The organism is Glycomyces artemisiae, from assembly GCF_003002955.1.
Taxonomy (GTDB): domain Bacteria; phylum Actinomycetota; class Actinomycetes; order Mycobacteriales; family Micromonosporaceae; genus Glycomyces; species Glycomyces artemisiae.
Genome location: NZ_PVTJ01000008.1, coordinates 50393 through 70308, shown reverse-complemented (window position 1 = coordinate 70308; position 19916 = coordinate 50393). Strand labels below are relative to the sequence as shown.

General features: G+C 72.8%; 20 protein-coding genes. 3 read left to right on the top strand and 17 right to left on the bottom strand.

Features of this window, described 5'->3' with window-relative positions:
* Positions 1–4: 4 nt before the first annotated feature.
* The 11 genes from B0I28_RS19630 to B0I28_RS19580 all read right to left on the bottom strand — a co-directional run bounded on the left by B0I28_RS19630 (position 5) and on the right by B0I28_RS19580 (position 12057).
* A complete protein-coding gene (locus tag B0I28_RS19630) occupies positions 5–802 on the bottom strand; it encodes an HpcH/HpaI aldolase/citrate lyase family protein (RefSeq protein WP_106365550.1) in 798 nt (265 codons plus the stop codon).
* The gene (locus B0I28_RS19625) at positions 799–1986 is read right to left on the bottom strand and encodes a CaiB/BaiF CoA transferase family protein (RefSeq protein ID WP_106365549.1); all 1188 of its coding nucleotides are present in this window, start codon (positions 1984–1986) and stop codon (positions 799–801) included. The genes B0I28_RS19630 and B0I28_RS19625 overlap by 4 nt, the downstream gene beginning before the upstream one ends.
* Entirely contained in the window at positions 1983–3995 is a 2013-nt protein-coding gene (locus tag B0I28_RS19620) for an SUMF1/EgtB/PvdO family nonheme iron enzyme (protein WP_106365548.1), read from the bottom strand. Before B0I28_RS19620 ends, B0I28_RS19625 begins: the two co-directional genes overlap by 4 nt.
* Positions 3982–4881, bottom strand: coding sequence for a ribokinase (locus tag B0I28_RS19615; RefSeq protein WP_106365547.1), 900 nt, complete (start codon positions 4879–4881; stop codon positions 3982–3984). The genes B0I28_RS19620 and B0I28_RS19615 overlap by 14 nt, the downstream gene beginning before the upstream one ends.
* Positions 4878–6224, bottom strand: coding sequence for an ADP-ribosylglycohydrolase family protein (locus tag B0I28_RS19610; RefSeq protein WP_106365546.1), 1347 nt, complete (start codon positions 6222–6224; stop codon positions 4878–4880). Before B0I28_RS19610 ends, B0I28_RS19615 begins: the two co-directional genes overlap by 4 nt.
* Positions 6221–7405 (bottom strand): ADP-ribosylglycohydrolase family protein, encoded by a 1185-nt coding sequence (locus B0I28_RS19605; protein ID WP_106365545.1) that lies wholly within the window; start codon positions 7403–7405, stop codon positions 6221–6223. The genes B0I28_RS19610 and B0I28_RS19605 overlap by 4 nt, the downstream gene beginning before the upstream one ends.
* 72 nt (positions 7406–7477) lie before the next feature.
* Positions 7478–8758: an extracellular solute-binding protein gene (locus tag B0I28_RS19600; protein ID WP_106365544.1), complete on the bottom strand. Its 1281-nt coding sequence runs from the start codon at positions 8756–8758 to the stop codon at positions 7478–7480.
* Between the two features lie 32 nt (positions 8759–8790).
* Entirely contained in the window at positions 8791–9633 is an 843-nt protein-coding gene (locus tag B0I28_RS19595) for a carbohydrate ABC transporter permease (protein WP_219926869.1), read from the bottom strand.
* Entirely contained in the window at positions 9630–10544 is a 915-nt protein-coding gene (locus B0I28_RS19590) for a carbohydrate ABC transporter permease (protein ID WP_106365543.1), read from the bottom strand. The genes B0I28_RS19595 and B0I28_RS19590 overlap by 4 nt, the downstream gene beginning before the upstream one ends.
* Entirely contained in the window at positions 10541–11554 is a 1014-nt protein-coding gene (locus B0I28_RS19585) for a LacI family DNA-binding transcriptional regulator (RefSeq protein WP_106365542.1), read from the bottom strand. Before B0I28_RS19585 ends, B0I28_RS19590 begins: the two co-directional genes overlap by 4 nt.
* A 185-nt stretch (positions 11555–11739) precedes the next feature.
* Positions 11740–12057: a DUF3817 domain-containing protein gene (locus tag B0I28_RS19580; protein WP_219926868.1), complete on the bottom strand. Its 318-nt coding sequence runs from the start codon at positions 12055–12057 to the stop codon at positions 11740–11742.
* A 209-nt stretch (positions 12058–12266) separates the two neighbouring features.
* On the opposite strand from B0I28_RS19580, the gene B0I28_RS19575 reads away from it, so the two are divergent.
* Positions 12267–13112, top strand: a complete 846-nt coding sequence (locus tag B0I28_RS19575) for an SRPBCC family protein (protein ID WP_106365541.1) — start codon at positions 12267–12269, stop codon at positions 13110–13112.
* Between the two features lie 42 nt (positions 13113–13154).
* Here B0I28_RS19575 and B0I28_RS19570 read toward each other — a convergent pair whose 3' ends face one another.
* Genes B0I28_RS19570 through B0I28_RS19560 form a run of 3 tightly spaced genes read right to left on the bottom strand, consistent with a single transcriptional unit; the run spans position 13155 to position 16621 of the window.
* The gene (locus tag B0I28_RS19570; protein ID WP_106365540.1) at positions 13155–15398 is read right to left on the bottom strand and encodes a heavy metal translocating P-type ATPase; all 2244 of its coding nucleotides are present in this window, start codon (positions 15396–15398) and stop codon (positions 13155–13157) included.
* A 27-nt stretch (positions 15399–15425) separates the two neighbouring features.
* Positions 15426–16412, bottom strand: a complete 987-nt coding sequence (locus tag B0I28_RS19565; RefSeq protein WP_106365539.1) for a heavy metal-binding domain-containing protein — start codon at positions 16410–16412, stop codon at positions 15426–15428.
* A complete protein-coding gene (locus tag B0I28_RS19560) occupies positions 16412–16621 on the bottom strand; it encodes a heavy-metal-associated domain-containing protein (RefSeq protein ID WP_106365538.1) in 210 nt (69 codons plus the stop codon). Before B0I28_RS19560 ends, B0I28_RS19565 begins: the two co-directional genes overlap by 1 nt.
* Positions 16622–16794: 173 nt before the next feature.
* Here B0I28_RS19560 and B0I28_RS19555 point away from each other — a divergent pair, with 173 nt between their 5' ends.
* Positions 16795–17184: a helix-turn-helix domain-containing protein gene (locus B0I28_RS19555; RefSeq protein WP_106365537.1), complete on the top strand. Its 390-nt coding sequence runs from the start codon at positions 16795–16797 to the stop codon at positions 17182–17184.
* Between the two features lie 3 nt (positions 17185–17187).
* Here B0I28_RS19555 and B0I28_RS19550 read toward each other — a convergent pair whose 3' ends face one another.
* The 3 genes from B0I28_RS19550 to B0I28_RS19540 all read right to left on the bottom strand — a co-directional run bounded on the left by B0I28_RS19550 (position 17188) and on the right by B0I28_RS19540 (position 18948).
* Positions 17188–17787 carry a ClpP family protease gene (locus B0I28_RS19550; protein WP_106365536.1) on the bottom strand — a complete coding sequence of 200 codons (600 nt, stop codon included), beginning with the start codon at positions 17785–17787 and terminating at the stop codon, positions 17188–17190.
* Entirely contained in the window at positions 17784–18413 is a 630-nt protein-coding gene (locus tag B0I28_RS19545) for a ClpP family protease (protein ID WP_106365535.1), read from the bottom strand. The genes B0I28_RS19550 and B0I28_RS19545 overlap by 4 nt, the downstream gene beginning before the upstream one ends.
* A gap of 130 nt (positions 18414–18543) precedes the next feature.
* The gene (locus tag B0I28_RS19540) at positions 18544–18948 is read right to left on the bottom strand and encodes a hypothetical protein (RefSeq protein ID WP_106365534.1); all 405 of its coding nucleotides are present in this window, start codon (positions 18946–18948) and stop codon (positions 18544–18546) included.
* Positions 18949–19261: 313 nt separating this feature from the next.
* Here B0I28_RS19540 and B0I28_RS19535 point away from each other — a divergent pair, with 313 nt between their 5' ends.
* On the top strand, positions 19262–19840 hold the full coding sequence (locus B0I28_RS19535) for a dihydrofolate reductase family protein (protein WP_106365533.1): 579 nt from the start codon (positions 19262–19264) through the stop codon (positions 19838–19840).
* Positions 19841–19916 lie beyond the last annotated feature (76 nt).

The window sequence follows — 19916 nt, the reverse complement described above, 5'->3', positions numbered from 1 at the left end:
CCCGCTATTTCCCGAGAATGCTCCTGGCGCGGCCGAGCATGGCGGGGTCGACCATCTCGCCTCCGGGGAGGGTCGCCACTCCCCCGTGCTCCAGGGCGGCCACCACCGCTTCGGCCCAGGCGGTCTCCTCGGGTGTGGGGGCGAAGACCTCGCGGATGACCGGGATCTGCTTGGGGTGGACGGCGGTGCGGCCGCGCAGGCCGAGGGCCTTGCCGCGCTCGGTGTCGGCGCGCAGGCCGTCGAGGTCTTGGATGCGCGGGTAGACCGAGAGCATCGGGGCTGGCAGTCCGGCGGCGCGGGCGGCGACGAGGACCTGGATGCGGGCGTGGTCGAGGACGGCTTCGGCGGTGGCGCCGAGGTCGGAGCGCAGGTCGGCCTCGCCGAGGGCGAGGGCGGCGACGGCGGGGTGGGCGGCGATGGCGGCGGCGTTCTGGAGGCCGCGCGCGGACTCGATGAGCGCGGTCAGCGGCAGGCCCTGCGCGAGGTGGGCGATGACGCCGAGGTCTTCGGGCGCTTCGACTTTGGGGATGCGCAGGCCCACGCGGGCGCCGGTGGCGCGGACGGCGCGGATCTCGTGGTCGGCGCCGACATTGACGCGGACCTGCACGTCGACTGTGCCGCTTTCGGTCCCGGGTTCGCGGTCGGCGAGCCAGGCGGTGACGTGGTCGAGGGCGGCGGCCTTCGCGGTGTCGGCGACGGCGTCCTCCAGGTCGAGGATGACGGTGTCGGCGCCGGAGGCGGCGGCCTTGCCGAAGCGGTCCGGGCGGTCGCCCGGGACGTACAGCGCGCTGACCGGGTTCATACGATCCCCTTCTCCCGCAGTCGTTCCAGTTGCTCACGGGTCACGCCGACCTCGGCGAGGACCTCGTCGGTGTCCTGGCCGTGGCGGCGGCCGGGGAAGCGGATCGCGCCGGGGGTCTCGGAGAGGCGGAACAGGACGTTCTGCATCTTGACGGGGCCGAGGTCCTCGTCCTGGACGGTCTGGACGGTGCCGATCGCCCGGTACTGGGGATCGGCGAGGACGCCGCGTACATCGTAGACCGGGGCGACGGCCGCTTGGGCCTCCTCGAACGCGGCGACGACCTCGGCGGTGGGGCGCGCGCTGATCCATGCCCCGACGGCGTCGTCGAGTTCGTCGGCGTGCTCGGCGCGGGTGTGGCCGGAGGCGAACCAGGGCTCGGCGACGAGGTCGCCGCGGCCGACGAGGCGCATGACGCGTTCGGCGATGGACTGGGAGGAGGTGGAGACGGCGACCCATTCGCCGTCGCCGGTCTTGTAGACGTTGCGGGGCGCGTTGTTGACCGAGCGGTTCCCGCTGCGGGACTGGAGGGTCCCGAGCTGGTCGTAGGCGGTGATCTGGCCGCCGAGGAGCATGAGGATCGGCTCGATGATGGCGAGGTCGATGACCTGGCCGCGGCCGTCGCGGCCTGCGGCGCGGAGGGCGACCATGACGGCGTAGGCGGTGGCGAGCGCGGCGATGCCGTCGGCGAGGCCGAACGGCGGGAGCGTCGGGGGCCCGTCGGGCTGGCCGGTGAGGGCCGCGAAGCCGCTCATGGCCTCGGCGAGGCTGCCGAAGCCGGGGCGCTTCGCGTAGGGGCCGGTCTGGCCGAACGCGGTGACGCGGGCGATGACGAGCCGCGGGTTGGCCTCGTGGAGGCGCTCGGGGGCGAGGCCCCAGCGTTCGAGGGTGCCGGGCCGGAAGTTCTCGATGAGCACGTCGGCGTCGGCGGCGAGGCGCAGCAGCAGGTCGGCGCCCTCGGGCGTGCCGAGGTTCACGGTGGCGGTCCGCTTGTTGCGGCCCAGGGTCTTCCACCACAGGTTGACGCCGTCCTTGGAGGGCCCGTGGCCGCGGGAGGCGTCCGGTTTCGCCGGGTGCTCGATCTTGACGACGTCGGCGCCGAAGTCGCCGAGGAACGTGGCGGCGATGGGCCCGGCGAACAGGGTCGAGACGTCGAGGACGCGCAGGCCCTCCAGCGGCGCGGTCATGCGGTCTCCTCTCGGGTCAGGTCCCAGGCGATGCGGAAGCCGATGCTGCTGGACCGCTCCAGGCCCAGGCCCGGGAGCAGGAACTTGAGGCTGAACGACGGGTCCTGGAGGCCGCCGTCGGTGTACCAGTCGGAGCCTTCGGAGCGGTGGGCGCTGCCGCCCTTGAGCATCGCGAAGCGGGTGATCCCGTCGGTGTGCTCGCTCTCGGTCCAGTTCCACACGGCCGGTTCGCGGCGGGTGAAGCCGGGTTCGGCGGCGGCGAGCTGCCATTCGAACTCGTCGGGCAGGCGGGCCCCGGCCCACGCGGCGTAGGCGCGGGCGTCGGCGAGGGACACGCCGGTGACGGGCGCGGCCGGGTCGGCGTCCTCGGTGCCGCACAGGAACCGGTGGGGCGTCTGCGGCTCGTAGCCGGAGCGTTCGAGGAACCGCCGGTACTGGCGGACGCTGACCTCGTTGGCGGCCACGGCGACCGGGCCGGTCTCGCACGAGACGACCTCTTCGCGGGGGTCGTGGAGGCGCGGGGGCAGCGGCTTCCACTCCTCGACGTAGGGCGCGCCCTGGTAGAAGCCGGTCTCTCGGCGCCGGAACGTGACGGTGAGGCGGTGGGCCCCGGGGGCGGGCCGGACGGCGGTGTTCGGCGGCAGGTGGAGCGCGGACCGGCTCGGGCGCACGCGGACCGCTTCGCGGGCGGGGAATCGGGCGTCCCCGGAGCCGGGGTCGGCGGCGGCTTCGGCCAGGAGCCCGTCGAGCCATGCGGGGGCCTCGGCGCCGGGGGCGAGGTCGAGGATGCCGGCGATGCCGCGGCCGGGGACCTTGACGGCGCCGGTGACCTCGGCCCCGGCGGTCAGGTCGAAGCGGCGGCCCGCGGCGGGCGCGGCGAGCGGGGTGCCGATCCAGTCGATGTCGCGGCGGTTCACGACCGTCCACAGTGTGAGGTCGCCGCGGGTCCAGCGGGAGGCGTACACCCCGGCGGTGACCGCTTCGGGGGTGGCGCCGTCGAGCGGGGCCCATTCGCCTTCGGCGAGGACGTCGGCGAGGGCGCGCTGGACGCGGAGCATCCGGCGCAGCGTGGCCTCGTCGCGGCGGTTCCAGCCGACCCACACGCCGAAGACGGCGTCCCACACGAGGATCCCGGTGCCGTTCATCCACGCGGACTGGAGCTCCCCGGAGTGGTCGCGGTTCCAGCGGCGGATCGAGTGCATCATGTGGCGGCGCTCGTACCAGTGCGCGCGCTGCACGCCGGGCGCCTCGGAGTCGGCGAACCACTGGGCCCACGACAGGAGGTGGTCCTCGATGCGCGCGTTGGGGACGCGGGACTCGCCTTCGAGGACCTGCGGCGGGTCGGTCGCGGTGAGCGCGAGGGTGAGGTCCGCGTCGCCCTCCTTGAGGGTGTCGAGGAAGACGCCGTCGGCGCCGAGCCCAGCGCAGAGGTCGGCGAGTTCTTCGGCGTCGGTGCGGCCGGTGCGGCGGGTGCCGGTGTCCCACGGGTTGTAGTCGACGAACACGCGCAGGCCGCGGTCGTGGAACTCGCGCACGAGCGCTTCGAGGCCGGGCACGTCGCGGTAGAAGTCGAACTGGTTGCGGTCGTCGATGCCGATCACGGGGTAGGCGTGCCACAGGACGAGCCCGTCGAGGCCGCCTTGGCCCGCGATCGACTCCAGGAACCGGTCGACGGTGAACCGCTGCTCGGCGTGGTCGAACAGCCGCTCGTCCCACAGCCACACCTGGGCGACGGCGAACGCGCGGGACGCCCACGCGGTGCGCGGGTCCTCGTAGGCCTTGCCGCTGTAGGCGAGGCGGGCGCGGGCCTCGTCGCGCCAGGCGGCGAGGTCCTCGCGCCAGGCGGGCCAGTCGGCGGGGTCGTCGGGCGCGGCGAAGATCTTCGCGATGTCCCCCGCCTCGGGGTCGATCTTCCCTCCGGCGGGCAGGACGGTGGACCGGTCGATGGGCCGGGGCACCAGCGGGTCGAACGTGTTGGTGGCGGCCTCGTCGGGATCAGCGTGCGTCACGGAACTCCCGCACCTCCTCCAGGGTCGGAATGGACGGGACGGCGCCCTTGCGCTGCACGGCGAGCGCCGCGGCGGCGGTCGCGAAGCCGGTGGCGGCCACGAGCGCTTCGAGGCCGGTCCCGGAAGGATCGCCGTCGAGCGCGGCGGCGAACGCGCCGACGAACGTGTCGCCCGCGCCGGTGGTGTCGACGGCGTCCACGGTGTAGCTGGGCACCCGGACGGGCTCCTCGCCGGGGACGCCGACGAGGGCGCCTTCGGCGCCGAGGGTAACGATGACGGCGCAGCCGCGGGCGGTCAGGACCGCCGCGGCGTCGCCGGGCCCGGCGAGTTCGGCGGCCTCGTGCTCGTTGACGACGAGGACGTCCACGTCGTCGAGGAGATCGAGCGGCACGGCCCCGCTGGGCGCGGCGTTGAGGACCACGCGGGTCCCGGCGGCCTTCGCGGCGGCGACCGCCGCGGCCACCGTGGGCACGGGCGTCTCCAGCTGGAGGACGAGCACGTCGGCGGCGCCGATCGCTTCCCGTTCGGCCGCGGTCAGGTCGGTGAGGAGCGCGTTCGCCCCGGAGTCGACGACGATGGAGTTCTCCCCGCGCCGGTCCACGAAGATCGCCGCGGTCCCGGTCGGGGCGTCGACGCGCCGGTCGAGGAGGTCGATCCCGGCGTCGCGGGCCTCGGCGGCGAGCCGGTCGCCGGAGGCGTCCGCGCCGAGGGCGCACACGAACCGGGTGGGGGCGCCGGCGCGGGCGGCGGCGACGGCCTGGTTGTTGCCCTTGCCGCCCGCGAAGGACGCGAAGCCGCGCGACAGGACGGTCTCCCCGGGGGCGGGGATGCGGTCGACCTCGTAGACGAGGTCGAGGTTGGCGGAGCCGAGCACGAGCACGGTCATCGGGACGCCTCCAGGGTGCGGGCGGCGAGGGCGGAGAACCGGGCGCCGGCGAAGCCGGGCACGGAGGTCGCGTAGCGGTCGTCGAGCGGCGCGATCCATTCGGCGGGAAGGGCTTTCGCGCCGGTCAGGGCCCCGGTGAGGGCCCCGGCGGTGGCGCCGACGGAGTCGGTGTCCCAGCCGCCGGAGACGGCGAGGGTGATGGTGCGGTGGAAGTCGCCGCCGCCGCGGGCCAGCGCGAACGCCAGGAGCGCGGCGTTGGGGAGCACGTGGACCCAGTGCAGGTGGCCGTACTCGGCGTGGAGCGCGTCGATCGCGTCCTCGTCGGACAGGTCGTCGTCGGCGAGCGCGATGCCGCGCGCGACGGCGGCGAAGTAGCGGCTGCGGGGCGGCACGACCGAGAGCCCCGCCGCGAGGACCGCGTCCACTCCGGCGCCGGTGACGGCGGCGGCGCTGGCCGCGGCGGCGAACATGGCGCCGTAGATCCCGTTGCGGCCGTGGGAGAGCCGGGCGTCGGTCCAGGCGAGCAGGGCGGCGTCGACGGGCAGGCCGGGGCGGGTCCAGCCGTACAGGTCGGTGCGGATCTGCGCGCCGATCCAGTCGCGGAAGGGGTTGCGGACCGCGGCGGCGCGCTCGGGTTCGACGCCGTCGAGGAGGTTGCGGTAGGCGATGCGCTCGGCGGTGAAGACGCGGCCGCCGGGGAGGAGGTCGAGCCAGGCCTGGGCGACGTGGTCGGTGGTGAAGCCGGGGCCGTGCCGCTCAAGGAGGGTGAGGGCGATGAGCGGGAAGTTGAGGTCGTCGTCCTCGGGCATGCCGTCGATGTGCTCGGCGAGGCTGGTGGGCCGCGAGCGCCGGTTCCACGGGTACTTCGCGGCGATGTCCGGGTCGAGGCCCTGCTCGGTGAAGTAGCCGTTGAGGGGCCAGTTGCCGGTCGACTTGGCGATGGCGCGGATGCCGGCCAGGCTGATCTTCTCGACGGGTTTGCCGAGGAGGCATCCGGCGGCGCGGCCGAGCCAGGCGCCGAGGAGACGGTCTTCGATGTCGCCGGGCTCGGGGAGCTCCGGGGGCGTGGCGCGCGCGAGGACGGGGCCCAGGTCGTCGGGTTCGACGTCGGCGAGGCCCGGCGGGTCGGGGAGGCGGTCGAGCTCGTCGAGGAGCTCGCGGGCCAGGGCGCGCAGGGCTTCCGGGGCGGGCTCGGGGGTCGCGCCGGAGACGGGCGCGGCAGTCGAGCCGCCCGCGGCGGTCCAGCGGTCGCGGATCGCGGCGGCGGCGCGGCCGTCGAGGCGGGCCGCTTCGAGCGCGTGCGGGACGAGGTCCTCGGGTTGGGTCCAGGAGAGCCGGATCATTCTGCGGCCCCGAGCGCGGGCGCCCCGGCGTAGGCGGTCCGGGCGGCGGCGACCTCGGCGGCGCGCTCGGCGTCGCGGGCCCACACGTCGCGGGCGACGGCGGCCATGGCGGGCCCGGTGGCGGTGACGTCGATGCGGCTGGCGTCGGAGACGTCGGCGATCCAGTCGGCGGGGACGGCGGCGAGGCCGCCGAGGGCCCCGGCGATCGACCCGGCCATGACGGCGATCGAGTCGGAGTCGCGGCCGTAGTTGACGGACCCGAGGACGGCCTCGCAGTAGTCGCCGCGGGCGGCGACGAGCATGCCGAGGGCGATCGGGAGCTCCTCGATGGCCTTGGTGCGGCTGGGGATGCGCGCGTCCATCGCGGGGGCGCGGTAGTCGGGGCCGACGGTGTCGAACGGCTCGACGGCGCGGCGCAGGTCGGCGAGGCCGCCTCGCCAGTCCGTGATGCTCTGGGCGGCTTCGGTGACCGCGGCGACGGCGCTCCGGGTGCCGTCCTTCGCGAGGCGCAGCGCGGTGGCGACGACCGAATCCACGGACGCGCCGGGGCGCATGGCCTCGGCGACGGCGGCGGCGTAGACCCCGGCGGCCTCGCGCCCGTAGGAGGACTGGTGGGCCCCGGCGACGTCGATGGCCTCGGCGTAGGCGCCGTCGGGGCTCCCGGCGTTGACGATGCCGATCGGCGCGGCGTACATGGTCGCGCCGCAGTTGACGATGTTGCCGACCCCGGCTTCGCGCGGGTCGATGTGCCCGTAGTGGAGGCGCGCGACGAGCCACTTCTCGGCGAGGAAGATCCGGTGCAGCAGCAGCGCCTCGGACTCGAACTCGGGGATCCACCGCTTCTCCCCCATGAGCAGCGGCACCAGGTGGGCCGCGACGTCGTGGGCGGTGAGGTGGTCGCGCACCGTCCCGTAGACGTCGACCAGCGCGCAGGTCATGAGCGTGTCGTCGGTGATGTGCCCGTCGCCCTTGTGGTACGGGGCGATCGGGCGGGCGTTGCGCCAGTCCGCGTTGAAGGGCGGCACGATCCCCTCGATGAAGCCGCCGTACCGCCGCTGGATCGCCTCGGGCGTGTTCCCTTCGGCGGCGCCGCCGAGCGCGTCGCCCACCGCGGCGCCCGCGAGCGCGCCGGTCGCCTTGTCGGTCAGGACGTCGTGCAGCGGTGCGGTGGCCTGGGTCATCGTGTCTCCTTGATCGGTTCGGGTGCCCGCCGGGGCCGGGGCCCCGGCGGGACGGGGTGGTGCGGACAGGCGCTAGCCGAGGCTGTTCCAGCCGTCGGTCAGCTGCGTGGTGAGCTGCTCGGCGGTGATCTCGTCGGCCAGGTACTGCTGGAGGGCCGGGGTCGCGTACTGGTCCTTCCACTGCGGGTAGTTCACGGCCGACTGGAACGGCGCGGCCGACAGGCCCTCGCCGGAGGCGAGGATCGCGTCCCAGCCGTTCTCGCCCGCGGTCTGCTCGGCGACGAGGTCGCGCGCGGCCGTGGAGGACGGGATGAGCCAGTCGCCCTGGGCGAGCGCGGCCTGGTGGTCGGCCTGCATGAAGAAGTCGATGAACGCGGCCGACTCCTCGACGTGCTCGGACTCGGCGGCCACGGACATGGTCTGCGGGTTCGCGGCCTGCACGGCCCCGGCGGTGCCCGCGAGCGGGGGCAGGACCGCCCAGTTGAAGCCCTCGGGCGCGGACTCGGTGATCTGCTGGGCGATGTAGTTGCCCGCCACGTACATCGGGTACTTGCCGTCGAAGAAGCCCGGCAGGACGTCGGAGCCGGACTGGGTCAGCGAGACCGGGTCGAGCGAGCCGTCCTCGTAGGCCATGGCGTGGATGCGCTCGGGCACGGCGAGTTCGTTCGCGCCGACGTTGATCGCGTCGCCGTCGAAGTAGGTGCCGTCGAAGCCGAGCGAGAGGTTCATGACCGCGGCGGTGGGCTGCTGGAGGCCCCAGCCGAGGCCGAAGCCGTCCCCGGCGACCTGCCCGGCGAGGGCCTGGAAGTCGTCCCAGGCGAGGCTGTCGCCGGTCGGGAGCTCCACGCCCGCGTCGGCGAACGCGTCGGTGTTCGCGAAGACCACGTAGGACTGGAGCAGGGTCGGGGCCGCGACGATCGAGCCGTCGGAGGCGGTGACGGTGCCCCAGATGTCGTCCGAGACCGCGGACTTCGTGTCGTCCGAGAGGTAGTCGCTCAGGTCGGCGAGGTAGCCCTGCTCGGCGAAGCCCATGATGTCGGCGGACTCGTCGTGGATGATGTCCGGCGCGGTGCCGCCCTGGAACTGGGTGACGAGCTGGTCGTGGACGTTGTCCCACGAGCCCTGGACGAGCTCGACCTGGACGTCGGGGTTGGCCTCGTTCCAGGCGTCGACGATCTCCTGGGTGGCGGCGATCGTGGTGTCCTGGTAGGCGAGGGACTGGAAGGTCAGGGTGACCTTCCCGTCGTCTCCGCCGTCGTCCCCGACGCCGAAGGCCGAGCATCCGGTCAGCGCGAGGGGCAGGGCGAGCAGCCCGGCAACCGCGGCGACGCTGGCGCTGGTGCGAGTTCGCATGTCGTTCTCTCTTTCCATAGTGGTCGGCCCGGTCAGCCTTTGACCGCGCCGCTGAGGAGTCCGGCGGTGAGCCGTTTCTGAATGAGCATGAAGAAGACGAGGCTGGGCAGGCACGCGATGAGCGCGGCCGCGGCCAGCGGCCCGAGCTGGACCTGCCCCTCGGCGCCGACGAAGCGGGCGAGGGCGAGCGGCAGGGTCTGCATGTCGGGGTCCTGGATGAGCACGAGCGCGAAGAAGAACTCGTTCCAGGAGTTGATGAACGTGAACAGGCTGGTCGCGACCAGGCCCGGCGCGAGCAGCGGCAGGACGATCCTGACGAGGGTCTTGAAGCGCCCGGCGCCGTCGACGGCGCTGGCCTCTTCGAGTTCGACGGGGATCGCCGAGACGTAGCCCTGGAGCATCCACAGCGCGAACGGCAGCGCCCACACCGCGTACACCAGGACCAGGCCCAGCAGCGTGTTCACCAGGCCGATGTTCTTGAGCAGCAGGAACAGCGGGATGATGATGAGGATGAACGGGAACACCTGCGACAGCAGGATCCACCCGGTGGCGACGGCGCGCAGCTTCGTGCGGAACCGCACGAGGGCGTAGGCCGCCGGGAGCGACACGGCCGTGACGATCACCGTGGTGGTGACCGCGGTCAGGAGGCTGTTCCCGGCCGCGCGGAACAGGTCCGCGCGTTCGATCGCGGCCGTGAAGTTGTCGAAGTTCAGCGACTGCGGCAGGAAGCTCGGGTCGGGCGAGCGGATCTCGCGGTCGGTCTTGAACGCGGTCGTGAGCAGGAAGACCAGCGGGAACGCCAGGAAGCACATGTACGCCAGCAGCGCGACGTACTGGAGCGGGCGGGCGAGGGGGCTGCGCATCGATTTCGTCATGAGGTCCGGCTCCGCATCTGGGCGCGCAGGTACAGGAACAGGAACGCGCCGATGAGGATCACCATGACGTTGCCCATCGCGGCGGCGTAGCCGAAGTTGCCGTACCGGAACGCCTCGTTGTAGGCGAACAGGCTCGGCAGCATCGTGGTCCCGCCCGGGCCGCCCGCGGTGAGGACGAACACGAGCGCGAACGAGTTGAAGTTCCAGATCAGGTCGAGCGTGGTGATCGCGGTGATGATCGGGCGCAGCGCCGGGAGCGTCACGTGCCAGAACCGGCGCCAGGTGGTGGCGCCGTCGATCGCGGCCGCCTCGTTCAGTTCCGCGGGGACCGACTGGAGCCCGGCCAGGAGCGTGATCGTGGTCTGCGGCATCCCCGCCCACACGCCGACGACGATGACCACCGGGAGGGCGATCGCCGACTCGCCGAGCCAGTTGATCGAGGACGGCAGGCCCAGCGACTCCAGGGTCCGGTTGACCGGTCCGTAGTTCGGGTTGAGCATGAGCTGCCACATGATCGCGATGATCACCGGCGGCATCGCCCACGGGATGAGCGCGAGCGTGCGGGCCAGCCAGCGCAGCCGCAGGTTCAGGTTGAGCAGCAGCGCGAGGCCGAGGGAGGCGAGGAACTGGAGGATCGTCACCGAGAACGCCCAGATGAGGCCGATCTTGAACGAGTTCCAGAACAGCTCGTTGCCCGCGAGCGCGGTGTAGTTGTCGAGGCCGTTGAAGTGCGTCTCGACGTTGAGCCCGGCCTCGGCGTCGGTGAAGCCGAGGAGCACGCCGTAGACGAGCGGGTAGACGCTGAACAGCATCACCGGCAGCAGCGCGGGCAGGACCAGCAGCCACGCGTCGCGGCCCTCGGTCGAGCGGCGGCGCCGGCGCGGCGGTGCGGGTGCGGCGAGGGCGGTCATGCCGGGCCTCCGGTGGATTCGCGGACCGACAGGGCCGGGGGGATGACGATGCGGCTGACGGGGGCGCCGGGTTCGGCGATGCGGCGGATGAGGAGCTTCGCGGCGGCCTTGGCGCGCTTCGCCGAGCCGAGGTCCACCGAGGTCAGGGACGGGGTGGCGAGTTCGGCGGCGTCGGTGTCGTCCATGCCGACGACGGCGACGTCCTCGGGGACGCGGCGGCCGGCGGCGGCGAGCTCTTTGAGGGCGGCGACGCCGAGGAGGTCGTTGGCGCCGATGATCGCGTCGGGGCTGGCCTGAGCCAGGAGCGCGGCGGTGGCCTTGCGCCCGGCCTTGTACGTGAACGCCGAGGCGGTGACCTGGAGTTCCGCGGAGGTGGCGAGCCCGAAGCGCTCGATCGCGGAGAGGTACCCGGCGAGGCGGGCCGAGCCGGGGACGGTGTCGACGGGGCCGTTGACGAGCGCGATGCGCCTGCGGCCCTGGGCCACGAGGTGCTCGACGGCGAGGCCGATGCCGGTGGCGGAGTCGGCGCGCACGTTGTCGAGGGCGACGTCGGCGGGGAGGGTGCCGATGACGACGATCGGGAGGCGGCTGGACTTCATGGCCTCGACGAGGTCTTCGGTGATGCGCAGGGGGCTCATGAGCAGCCCGTCGGCGTAGCCGCGGTTGAGGCTGGTGACCAGGTCGATCTGCGACTGCGGGTCGGCGCCGGTGGAGGAGACGACGAGCCGGTACCCGGCCTTGGCGACGATCCCGGTGACGGTGCGCATCATCTGCACGTAGACGGGGTTGCCGACGTCGGCGACGGCGAGGGTGATCTGGTCGGTGCGGCCGGTGCGCATGGTGCGGGCGCTGGCGTGGGGGACGTAGCCGAGTTCGGCGGCGGCCTCGCGGACTTTCCGTGCGAGTTCCTCGGAGGCGGAGCCGCCGTTGAGGACCCGCGACACGGAGGACACGGACACGCCGGCCTTGGCGGCGACGAGCTGGAGGTTGGACTTCTGCGTCTCAGCCATCCTGATCCTTGCGGGTAGGAGGGGTTTGGGAACGTTCTTAAGAACGTTTCCAGGAACGATACCAAAGATTCTCGGGAACGCAACAGCAGTCACACCGGTATCGCGGCGGCAATCGTTTTCGCAGGCAGGACGAGAACAGCGCGTCCACGGAGGATGCCGTGGACGCGCTGGGGAGGCGTACGGGTCTAGGCGGGCTGGACCGCGCGCTCGGCGGCGAGGAAGTCCTCGCGCTTGCGGTGGTGGAACCAGAACGGGGCGAGCGGCACGACGGCGCAGACGAGCGCGAGGAGCGTGGTGCCGAAGCCCCAGCCGAGGCGGCGGCGGATGACGAGGGTGGAGCCGACCAGGAGCACGAACAGGGCGCCGTGGAGCGCGCCGAGCGGCATCACCAGGTCGATCTCGGAGACGCGGCTGAGCACGGACCCGAAGACGAGGAGGAGCACGAAGGACCAGCCTTCGGCGAGGGTGAGCATCCGGTACAGGAAGACGGGGTTCTTTGCCACCGCGGGCCCCTTTCAGAGTGGTTCCGCGCCGAACCTAGCACCGGGTCCCAGAAGGCGGCCGGGCGTGGCGCGCGCCTGCGCCGCAGGCCACCCGCGGCGGCCGGTCCGGGGCTCGACGTGCCCGCCGGACCGCGGGATCCCGGGTTCGCCAGCGCCCGCGCCGGTGCGCGGCGACGCTGGGACGAGGAGCCGCTGCACGAGGAGGAACGATGTCCGATCCCGGGATGCTCGCCGACCGCGGCCGGCCGGCCGTCAGGGTCGAGCGGCGTTACGACCACCCGATCGACCGCGTCTGGCGCGCGGTGACCGAGCCCGCGCAGCTCGCGCAGTGGTTCCCGTTCGGCGCCGAACTGGAGCTGCGCGCGGGAGGGAGGGCCGACTTCGGCGAGGGCGGCGAGGGCGAGGTCCTCGCCGCGGACCCGCCGCGGCGCCTGGCGTTCACGTGGGGCGGCGACAGGCTGGAGTTCGCGCTGGCCGAGGAGGACGGCGGGACCCGGTTCACGCTGCTGCACGGCTTCGACGACCGCGGCGGGGCGGCGAGCTTCGCGACGGGGTGGGAGCAGTGCATGGCGGGCCTGGACGAGGTCCTCGCCGACCGGACGCCGGGCGACCCGGGCCGCGGCGAGGCCCGCCACGAGGAGCTGGCGGCGCGCTTCGGGCTCGATCGGCCGCAGGTGGATCAGAGCCCTGACGGGTGGACCGCGCGGTTCGAGCGGCAGCTCGTGTGTCCGGCGCAGGCCGCGTGGGACCTGTTCTTCGGCGGGAAGCGGGCCCCGGGTGTGGGCGCGGAGTTCCGGGCGCCGCAGGTCCCGCACGTGCTGCTGGGGACCGTGACCGAGTGCGAGAGGCCGGAGTCGTTCGCGTTCGTCGTCGCGCACGGCGAGCCGGGCGGGGAGGTGCGGATGCGCCTGGGCGAGGGCACCGGGCACGGCGCGAGGCTGTTCCTGGAGGTGCGCGGGACCGATCCCGCGGAGCTCGACGCGGCCGTCGAGCAGTGGGGCGCCGGCGCGGTGGAGCATGTCGCGGCCGAGGCCGCGCGGCTCGCGGCGGCATAGCGCAGGGCCCCGCCGGAGACCGGCGGGGCCCGCTTCGTGCCGTTAGAGCGCGCGGCTCTTGAAGGAGCGCAGGCGCAGGCTGTTGCCGACCACGAACACGCTGGAGAAGGCCATGGCCGCACCGGCGAGCATCGGGTTGAGCAGGCCGAGGGCCGCGAGCGGGATCGCCGCGACGTTGTAGGCGAACGCCCAGAACAGGTTGCCCTTGATGGTGCCGAGCGTGCGCCGCGACAGGCGGATGGCGTCCGCCGCGCCGCGCAGGTCGCCGCGGACCAGCGTCAGGTCGGCGGCCTCGATCGCGACGTCGGTGCCGGTGCCCATCGCCAGGCCCAGGTCGGCCTTGGCGAGCGCCGCGGCGTCGTTGACGCCGTCGCCGACCATCGCCACCACCTTGCCCTCGGCCTGGAGCTTCGCGACGGCCGCGACCTTGTCCGCGGGAAGCACCTCGGCGATGACCTCGTCGATCCCGACCTCGGCGCCGATGCGCTCGGCGACGGCCTTGTTGTCGCCCGTCAGCAGGACCGGGGTCAGCCCGAGGGCCTTGAACTGGGCGACCGCTTCGACGCTGGTCGGCTTCACGGTGTCGGCGACGACCAGGACCCCGCGGGCCTCGCCGTCCCAGGCGACCGCCACGGCGGTCTTGCCGCCGCGCTCGGCCTCGGCCTTCGCCTCGGCGAGCGCCGGGGCCAGTTCCAGCTTCCAGTCCGCGAGGAGGCTGTCGCGGCCGACGACGACGTAGTGCCCGTCGACGACGCCCTGGACGCCTTTGCCCTCGACGTTCTGGAAGTCCTCGACCGCCGGGAGCTCGACCTCGGCGGCCGCGCCCTTCGCGATCGCCTGCGCCACCGGGTGCTCCGAGGCGTGCTCGATCGCCCCGGCGAGCCGCAGCAGCTCGGCGCGGTCAGTGCCCTCGGCGGCGACCGCGTCCACGAGGGTCATCTTCCCGGTGGTGACGGTGCCGGTCTTGTCGAGGACGATCGTGTCGACCTTGCGCGTGGACTCCAGGATCTCCGGGCCCTTGATGAGCACGCCCATCTGGGCGCCGCGGCCGGTGCCGACGAGCAGCGCGGTCGGCGTCGCCAGGCCCAGGGCGCACGGGCACGCGATGATGAGGACCGCGACGGCGGCGGTGAACGCCGAGGCCGCGGGGAACCCGGCGCCGAGCCAGAACCCGAGCGTGCCGACCGCGATCGCGATGACCACGGGCACGAAGATCCCCGAGACCCGGTCGGCGAGGCGCTGGACCTCGGCCTTCCCGGACTGGGCCTCTTCGACCAGGCGCGCCATCTGCGCGAGCTGCGTGTCCGAGCCTACGCGGGTGGCCTTGACGACGAGGCGGCCTCCGGCGTTGACGGTGGCGCCGGTGACCGGGTCGCCCTCGGCGACCTCCACGGGCACCGACTCGCCGGTGAGCATCGACGCGTCGATCGCGGAGGTGCCGGAGACGATCACGCCGTCGGCGGCGATCTTCTCCCCCGGCCGGACCACGAACTCGTCGCCGACCGCGAGCTGCGCGATCGGCACGCGCGTCTCGGCGCCGCCGCGGAGCACCGCGACGTCCTTGGCGCCCATTTCGAGCAGCGCCCGCAGGGCCGCGCCGGCCTTGCGCTTCGAGCGCTTCTCGAAGTACCGCCCGGCGAGGATGAACATCGTGACGCCCGCGGCCACTTCGAGGTACAGGTTCGAGGCGCCGTCGCTGGGCTCCACGGTGAACTCGAACGGGTGCTTCATGCCCGGCGTCCCGGCCGTCCCCCAGAAGAGTGCATAGATCGACCACGCGAACGCGGCGAGGGTGCCCACGGACACGAGCGTGTCCATGGTGGCCGCGCCGTGGCGCAGGTTCGTCCAGGCGGCCTTGTGGAACGGCCAGGCGCCCCACAGGATCACCGGCCACGCCAGCGCGAGCGAGAGCCACTGCCAGTACTCGAACTGGAGGGCCGGGGCCATCGACATGGCGATGACCGGGACCGACAGGACGATCGAGGCGATGAGGCGGCCTCGCAGCGAGGTCAGCTCGGGGTCGGGGCGGTCCGTCTCGTCGGCCTCCGGCTCGGGGGCCTTGGGGACGGCGGCGGTGTAGCCGGTCTTCTCGACCACGGCGATGAGTTCGGCCGGGTCGGTGCCCGCGGGGGCCTCGATCTGGGCCTTCTCGGTGGCGTAGTTGACGCTGGCGGTGACGCCGTCGAGCTTGTTGAGCTTCTTCTCGATCCGCATGGCGCAGGAGGCGCAGGTCATGCCGCCGATTTCGAGTTCGATGCGGTTCGCGGCGGCGGGGGCCGATGCCATGGTCGTCCTTCCTTCTGCTCGTGCGGCTTAGTTGTCGTCGTGCGAGGGCTCGTCGGCGTCGTGGCCGTGGGGCTCCTCGCTCGTCGCGTCCCCGGCGGGCTCGGTGCCGTCGGTGTCGAGGACGAAGGGCGCGGTGTGGACCTGGCCGTCGACCTGGAAGTCCAGGTAGAGCAGGTACCGGCCCTCGGTGGGTGCGGCGGTGGCGAACACGATCTGCGGTCCCGAGGTGGTGCCGGGCTCGGGCTCGTCGCCTTCGGGGTGGACGTGCAGGTAGCCGAGGTCGCCTTCGCGGAGGGCCACGAGGTGGCCCCAGGCGCCGAGGTACGGCTCCAGGGCGGTGACGGGCGCGCCGTCCTTCGCGACCTCGACGGTGAGTTCGGTGGTCGTCCCTGCGGCGAGGTCGCCGGTGAGGGTGACGTCGAAGCCGTCGACGCTGGCGGTGCGGGTGACCGGGTTCTCGGCGCGGGGCGTGTAGTCGCCCGCGACTTCGACGGTGCGCGTGAGGGTCACGTCGAGTTCCTCGCCGGTGTCGCCGGGGACGAAGTCGGCGAAGACGCGGTAGGTGCCGGGCTGGTCCCAGGACCAGGGCAGGGACCAGGTCTCGCCGTCGAACTCGGGGTGGACGTGCCGGAACTCGGCGCCGTCGGCGCGCACGACGATGAGGTGCAGGTCCTTCTCGTGGGACTCGGTGTACTGCTTGAGCGGCTCGCCGTCGGGGGCGGTGATGCCGAAGGAGAGGACGCCGTCGGCGCCGACTTCGGCGGGGGCGGCGACTTCGCTGAGGACGTAGCCGTCCTGCTCGATCGAGAGGCCGCGGACCGGGTCGGCCTCGTGGCCGCCGTGGTCTTCCATGTCGGTCTCCGTTCCCATGTCCATGTCGTGCTCGGTGTCGGTGTCTTCGAGGCGCTGGTCGACGGCGCTGTCGGGGACGACGTTCGCGGCGACCGCGTACGCGCCCCCGAACAGCGCGGCGAGTCCGAGCCCGAAGGCGCCGAGTCGGACGGGGGTCTTCATCAGATCCGCACCGCCTTGTAGCCGGCCTCGTCGACGGCGGCGATGACCGCGGCGTCGTCGACGGCGGCGTCCGTGGTGAGGACGAGCCTGCCGGTGGCGGCGCTGACGTCGATCTTGCCCACGGGGCCGATCTTGCCGACCTCTTCGCGGACCGACATCTCGCAGTGGCCGCAGGTCATTCCGGTGACCTGGTACTCGATGACGCTCATGGCGGCTTCCTCTCTCGCTCGATCATACCCCTGGAGGGTATCTCCTTGATCTGAATTTATACCCCCTGGGGGTATCGAGTCAACAGGCGGGTCCCAGTTTTTCAAGAAACCCTCGGATTGCGCCTTCAGCGGAACCGGTGGAAAACCCCGCGCGCGGCGGAATACGGTGGGGCATGGCTGAGACTTCCCCGAACCCGGTCACCGCGCCGGAACAGCACCGACCGACGGCCCCGAGCACCGCGCCGGGCCCGGCGCCGAGCGAGCCCCTGTGGCGCGACGCCCTCGGCGAGCAGCTCCGCTCCGCCCGCCGCGACCGCGGCGAGACCCTGAGCGAGACCGCCGACCGCGCGGGCATCTCCCCCCAGTACCTCTCCGAGATCGAACGCGGCGTCAAGGAACCGTCGAGCGAGATGATCGCCGCCGTCGCCGGAGCCCTGGAGACGACGCTCGGCGACCTGGTCCTCCAGGTCGCCGAACGCATCCTCCTCGACCGCTCCGCCATCGACCGCGCGGGCACCGGGAACGGGCCCGTCTGCCGGGCGGCCTACGCGCTGGCGGCCTAGCCGCTACTTGGCCGCTTCCTGCACCTCCAGGATGTTGTCGACCAGGCCGTAGGCCTTGGCGGCCTCGGGGGTGAAGACGCGGTCCCGGTCGGTGTCGATGCGCAGCTGCTCGGCGGTCTGGCCGGTGTGGCGCGCGAGGATCTGCTCCATGCTGTCGCGCACGCGCACCAGCTCGTCGGCCTGGATGATGAGGTCCGGGATCGGGCCGCGCCCCTGGCCGCCGGGCTGGTCGAGGACGATGCGGGCGTGCGGCAGCGCCGACCGCATCCCCTCGGACCCGGCCGCGAGCAGGACCGCGCCGACGCCCACGGCCTGGCCGACGCAGAGCGTGGCGACCTTCGGCCGGATGTAGCGGAGCGTGTCGTAGACGGCGAGCATCGCGCTGGGGTCGCCGCCCTCGCAGTTGATGTAGAGGTTGACGTCCTTGTCGGGGTTCGCCTCCTCCAGGTGCAGGAGCTGCGCGACGAGCGCGTTCGCCACCCCTGCGTCGATCGCGGTGCCCAGGTAGATGATCCGGCCCGACAGCAGGTGCGAGTAGACGTCCATGACGCGCTCGCCGCGGCCCTGGTCGACGATCACGTTCGGGATCATGTAGCTGCTCACTTGGCGCCCCTCTCGGCCGCAACGCGCAGGCCGATGCCCGGTCGCTCTTTCGGCGTGATCTCCTCGAAGGAGGTGACGGTCCCGTCGACGAACCCGTACTCGCGGGCCTCGTCGGCGGTGTACCAGCGGTCGCGCAGCGAGTCCTCGAAGATCCGCTCCACGGTCTGGCCGGTGTCCTCGGCGATGAGCTTGAGGACGGTGTCCCTGGTGTAGCGCAGGTCGTTGGCCTGCAACTCGATGTCGACGGCGCCGCCGCCGATCCCGGCCGAGCCCTGGTGCATGAGGATGCGCGCGTGCGGGAGGACCTTGCGCTTCCCCTTCGTGCCCGCCGAGAGCAGGAACTGCCCTGCGCTGCATGCGATCCCGAGGGCCAGCGTCGCGACGTCGCACGGCACCAGCCGCATCGTGTCGCGGATCGCGAGCATCGCCGGGACCGAGCCGCCGGGCGAATGTATCCACAGTGAGATATCGCTGTTGGGGTCGTCGATCGCCAGCGACAGCATCTGCGTCGCCAGGAGCGTCCCGTTGTCGTCGTCGAGCACTCCGTCGAGCACGAGCACGCGCTGCTGGTACAGCTCGCGCCGCACGCGCTCGGAGAACTGCTGCGGCCTGTTGTCTTCGCTCATGTCCCAACGATCGCCACCCGCGCCCCTCCCCCGCAATCGAATCCGCCCTGAGCGGATCTGCTCTGAGCAGCGCGGCCGCCGCGGGAGCCCTGAGGGCTCCCGCGGCGCGGCGGTTCGGATCGGGGTGCGGCTACCCGTTGACCGCCGCGGTGATCTTGCGGGTCATCTCGGCCATGACGGGGCTCGGCGCACCCTTGTGGGCGCGGTTCGCGGCCTCGACGGCCACGCCGACGACCGTGCGGAAGTTCTCCGCCTCGGCCGGGTCCTGGGCCTTGAGGATCCGCACGGACTCGGCCAGCGCGGGCAGGACCTGCTCGGCGAGGGACGCAGCGGACTTGGCCTTGAGCTTGAAGTCGCCCTTCTTCGAGGCGAGCACGTGCCCGACCTCGCCGGTGGCGGAGGCGTACGCGAGGGTCCCGTCGGTGGCGACCCGGTGGGCCGACCCGGCGATCCCGGCGTAGGAGAGGAGGGTGACGGCGCCGAAGGCGGCGGTGCGGATGACGGTCTTGTCCTGGGCGGTCAGGTTGACGCTCATTGTTCTTGCTCCTTGTGTGTCTCACCGGGCGTTTCCCGTTGATGGAGCAACTATCGGGGGGCGCCCTGACGCGCAGCTGACGCGAGCCTGACACCGGTTCGGGCCTGCGGGCCGCGTCTGTCAGCCGATCGGGATTTTTCACCCGTTGTCCGTCATGGACGACATCCCGGTGCGTTCTTCTTGTGAGCGGGCCGGTCCGACGTCCACCAGCGGAGGGCCGGCCCGCGATCCGCGACCCCGGGTGCGATGAGTCCGGTCGGCGCGCGTCGTCCCTACAGGCGACATGCCGACGACAGCAAGCTGGGAGCACGCCATGACCGCCCTCTACACCTGGGACGTCTTCACCACCCTCGACGGATTCGGCTCGTTCGGCCCTGACGCCGACTGGGGCGGCTACTGGGGCAAGCACGGGCCGGAGTTCCTCGAAGGGCGCCGGGCCGCGCTCGGCGACGAGCAGCGGATGGTGCTCGGGGCTCGCACGTTCCGGGAGTTCGTGGAGCTGCTGGGTCCGATCCCGGAGGCCGACCTCGACCCGGTGAACGCCCGGATGCGCAGCATGCCGACCACGGTGGTGTCCTCCACGCTGGACGGCACGCTCGGCTGGCCGGACGCGACCGTCGTGCCCGGGGACGCGGTCGAGGTCGTCGCGCGGCTCAAGGAGGAGTCGGCGGTGCCGCTGCGCTCGCACGGGAGCCTGTCGATGAACCGGGCGCTCATGGCCGCGGGGCTCGTCGACCGCGTGCAGGTGACGGTCTTCCCGGTCATCAGCGGCCGCACCGGGACCGATGCGATCTTCGCGGGCGCGGAGGACTTCGACCTCGACCTGATCGGGACCCGCACGTTCGACGGCCGCACCCAGGAGCTGGTGTACCGGCCGACCCTGCACCGCTGAAAGTCGGGGCGGTCCGCCTGCGGGCGTTCGCTTCAAGTCGTTTAATGGAGCGACCTACCCGAGTGAGAGGGGCCCG

Bases quoted from the DNA above. Each gene is read 5' to 3' on its own strand.
- B0I28_RS19570 (WP_106365540.1), bottom strand. From the start codon at position 15,398: ATGGCATCGGCCCCCGCCGCCGCGAACCGCATCGAACTCGAAATCGGC.
- B0I28_RS19545 (WP_106365535.1), bottom strand. From the start codon at position 18,413: ATGAGCGAAGACAACAGGCCGCAGCAGTTCTCCGAGCGCGTGCGGCGC.
- B0I28_RS19590 (WP_106365543.1), bottom strand. From the start codon at position 10,544: ATGACCGCCCTCGCCGCACCCGCACCGCCGCGCCGGCGCCGCCGCTCG.
- B0I28_RS19565 (WP_106365539.1), bottom strand. From the start codon at position 16,412: ATGAAGACCCCCGTCCGACTCGGCGCCTTCGGGCTCGGACTCGCCGCG.
- B0I28_RS19610 (WP_106365546.1), bottom strand. From the start codon at position 6,224: ATGATCCGGCTCTCCTGGACCCAACCCGAGGACCTCGTCCCGCACGCG.
- B0I28_RS19575 (WP_106365541.1), top strand. From the start codon at position 12,267: ATGTCCGATCCCGGGATGCTCGCCGACCGCGGCCGGCCGGCCGTCAGG.
- B0I28_RS19615 (WP_106365547.1), bottom strand. From the start codon at position 4,881: ATGACCGTGCTCGTGCTCGGCTCCGCCAACCTCGACCTCGTCTACGAG.
- B0I28_RS19560 (WP_106365538.1), bottom strand. From the start codon at position 16,621: ATGAGCGTCATCGAGTACCAGGTCACCGGAATGACCTGCGGCCACTGC.
- B0I28_RS19555 (WP_106365537.1), top strand. From the start codon at position 16,795: ATGGCTGAGACTTCCCCGAACCCGGTCACCGCGCCGGAACAGCACCGA.
- B0I28_RS19605 (WP_106365545.1), bottom strand. From the start codon at position 7,405: ATGACCCAGGCCACCGCACCGCTGCACGACGTCCTGACCGACAAGGCG.
- B0I28_RS19600 (WP_106365544.1), bottom strand. From the start codon at position 8,758: ATGCGAACTCGCACCAGCGCCAGCGTCGCCGCGGTTGCCGGGCTGCTC.
- B0I28_RS19585 (WP_106365542.1), bottom strand. From the start codon at position 11,554: ATGGCTGAGACGCAGAAGTCCAACCTCCAGCTCGTCGCCGCCAAGGCC.
- B0I28_RS19540 (WP_106365534.1), bottom strand. From the start codon at position 18,948: ATGAGCGTCAACCTGACCGCCCAGGACAAGACCGTCATCCGCACCGCC.
- B0I28_RS19595 (WP_219926869.1), bottom strand. From the start codon at position 9,633: ATGACGAAATCGATGCGCAGCCCCCTCGCCCGCCCGCTCCAGTACGTC.
- B0I28_RS19630 (WP_106365550.1), bottom strand. From the start codon at position 802: ATGAACCCGGTCAGCGCGCTGTACGTCCCGGGCGACCGCCCGGACCGC.
- B0I28_RS19535 (WP_106365533.1), top strand. From the start codon at position 19,262: ATGACCGCCCTCTACACCTGGGACGTCTTCACCACCCTCGACGGATTC.
- B0I28_RS19625 (WP_106365549.1), bottom strand. From the start codon at position 1,986: ATGACCGCGCCGCTGGAGGGCCTGCGCGTCCTCGACGTCTCGACCCTG.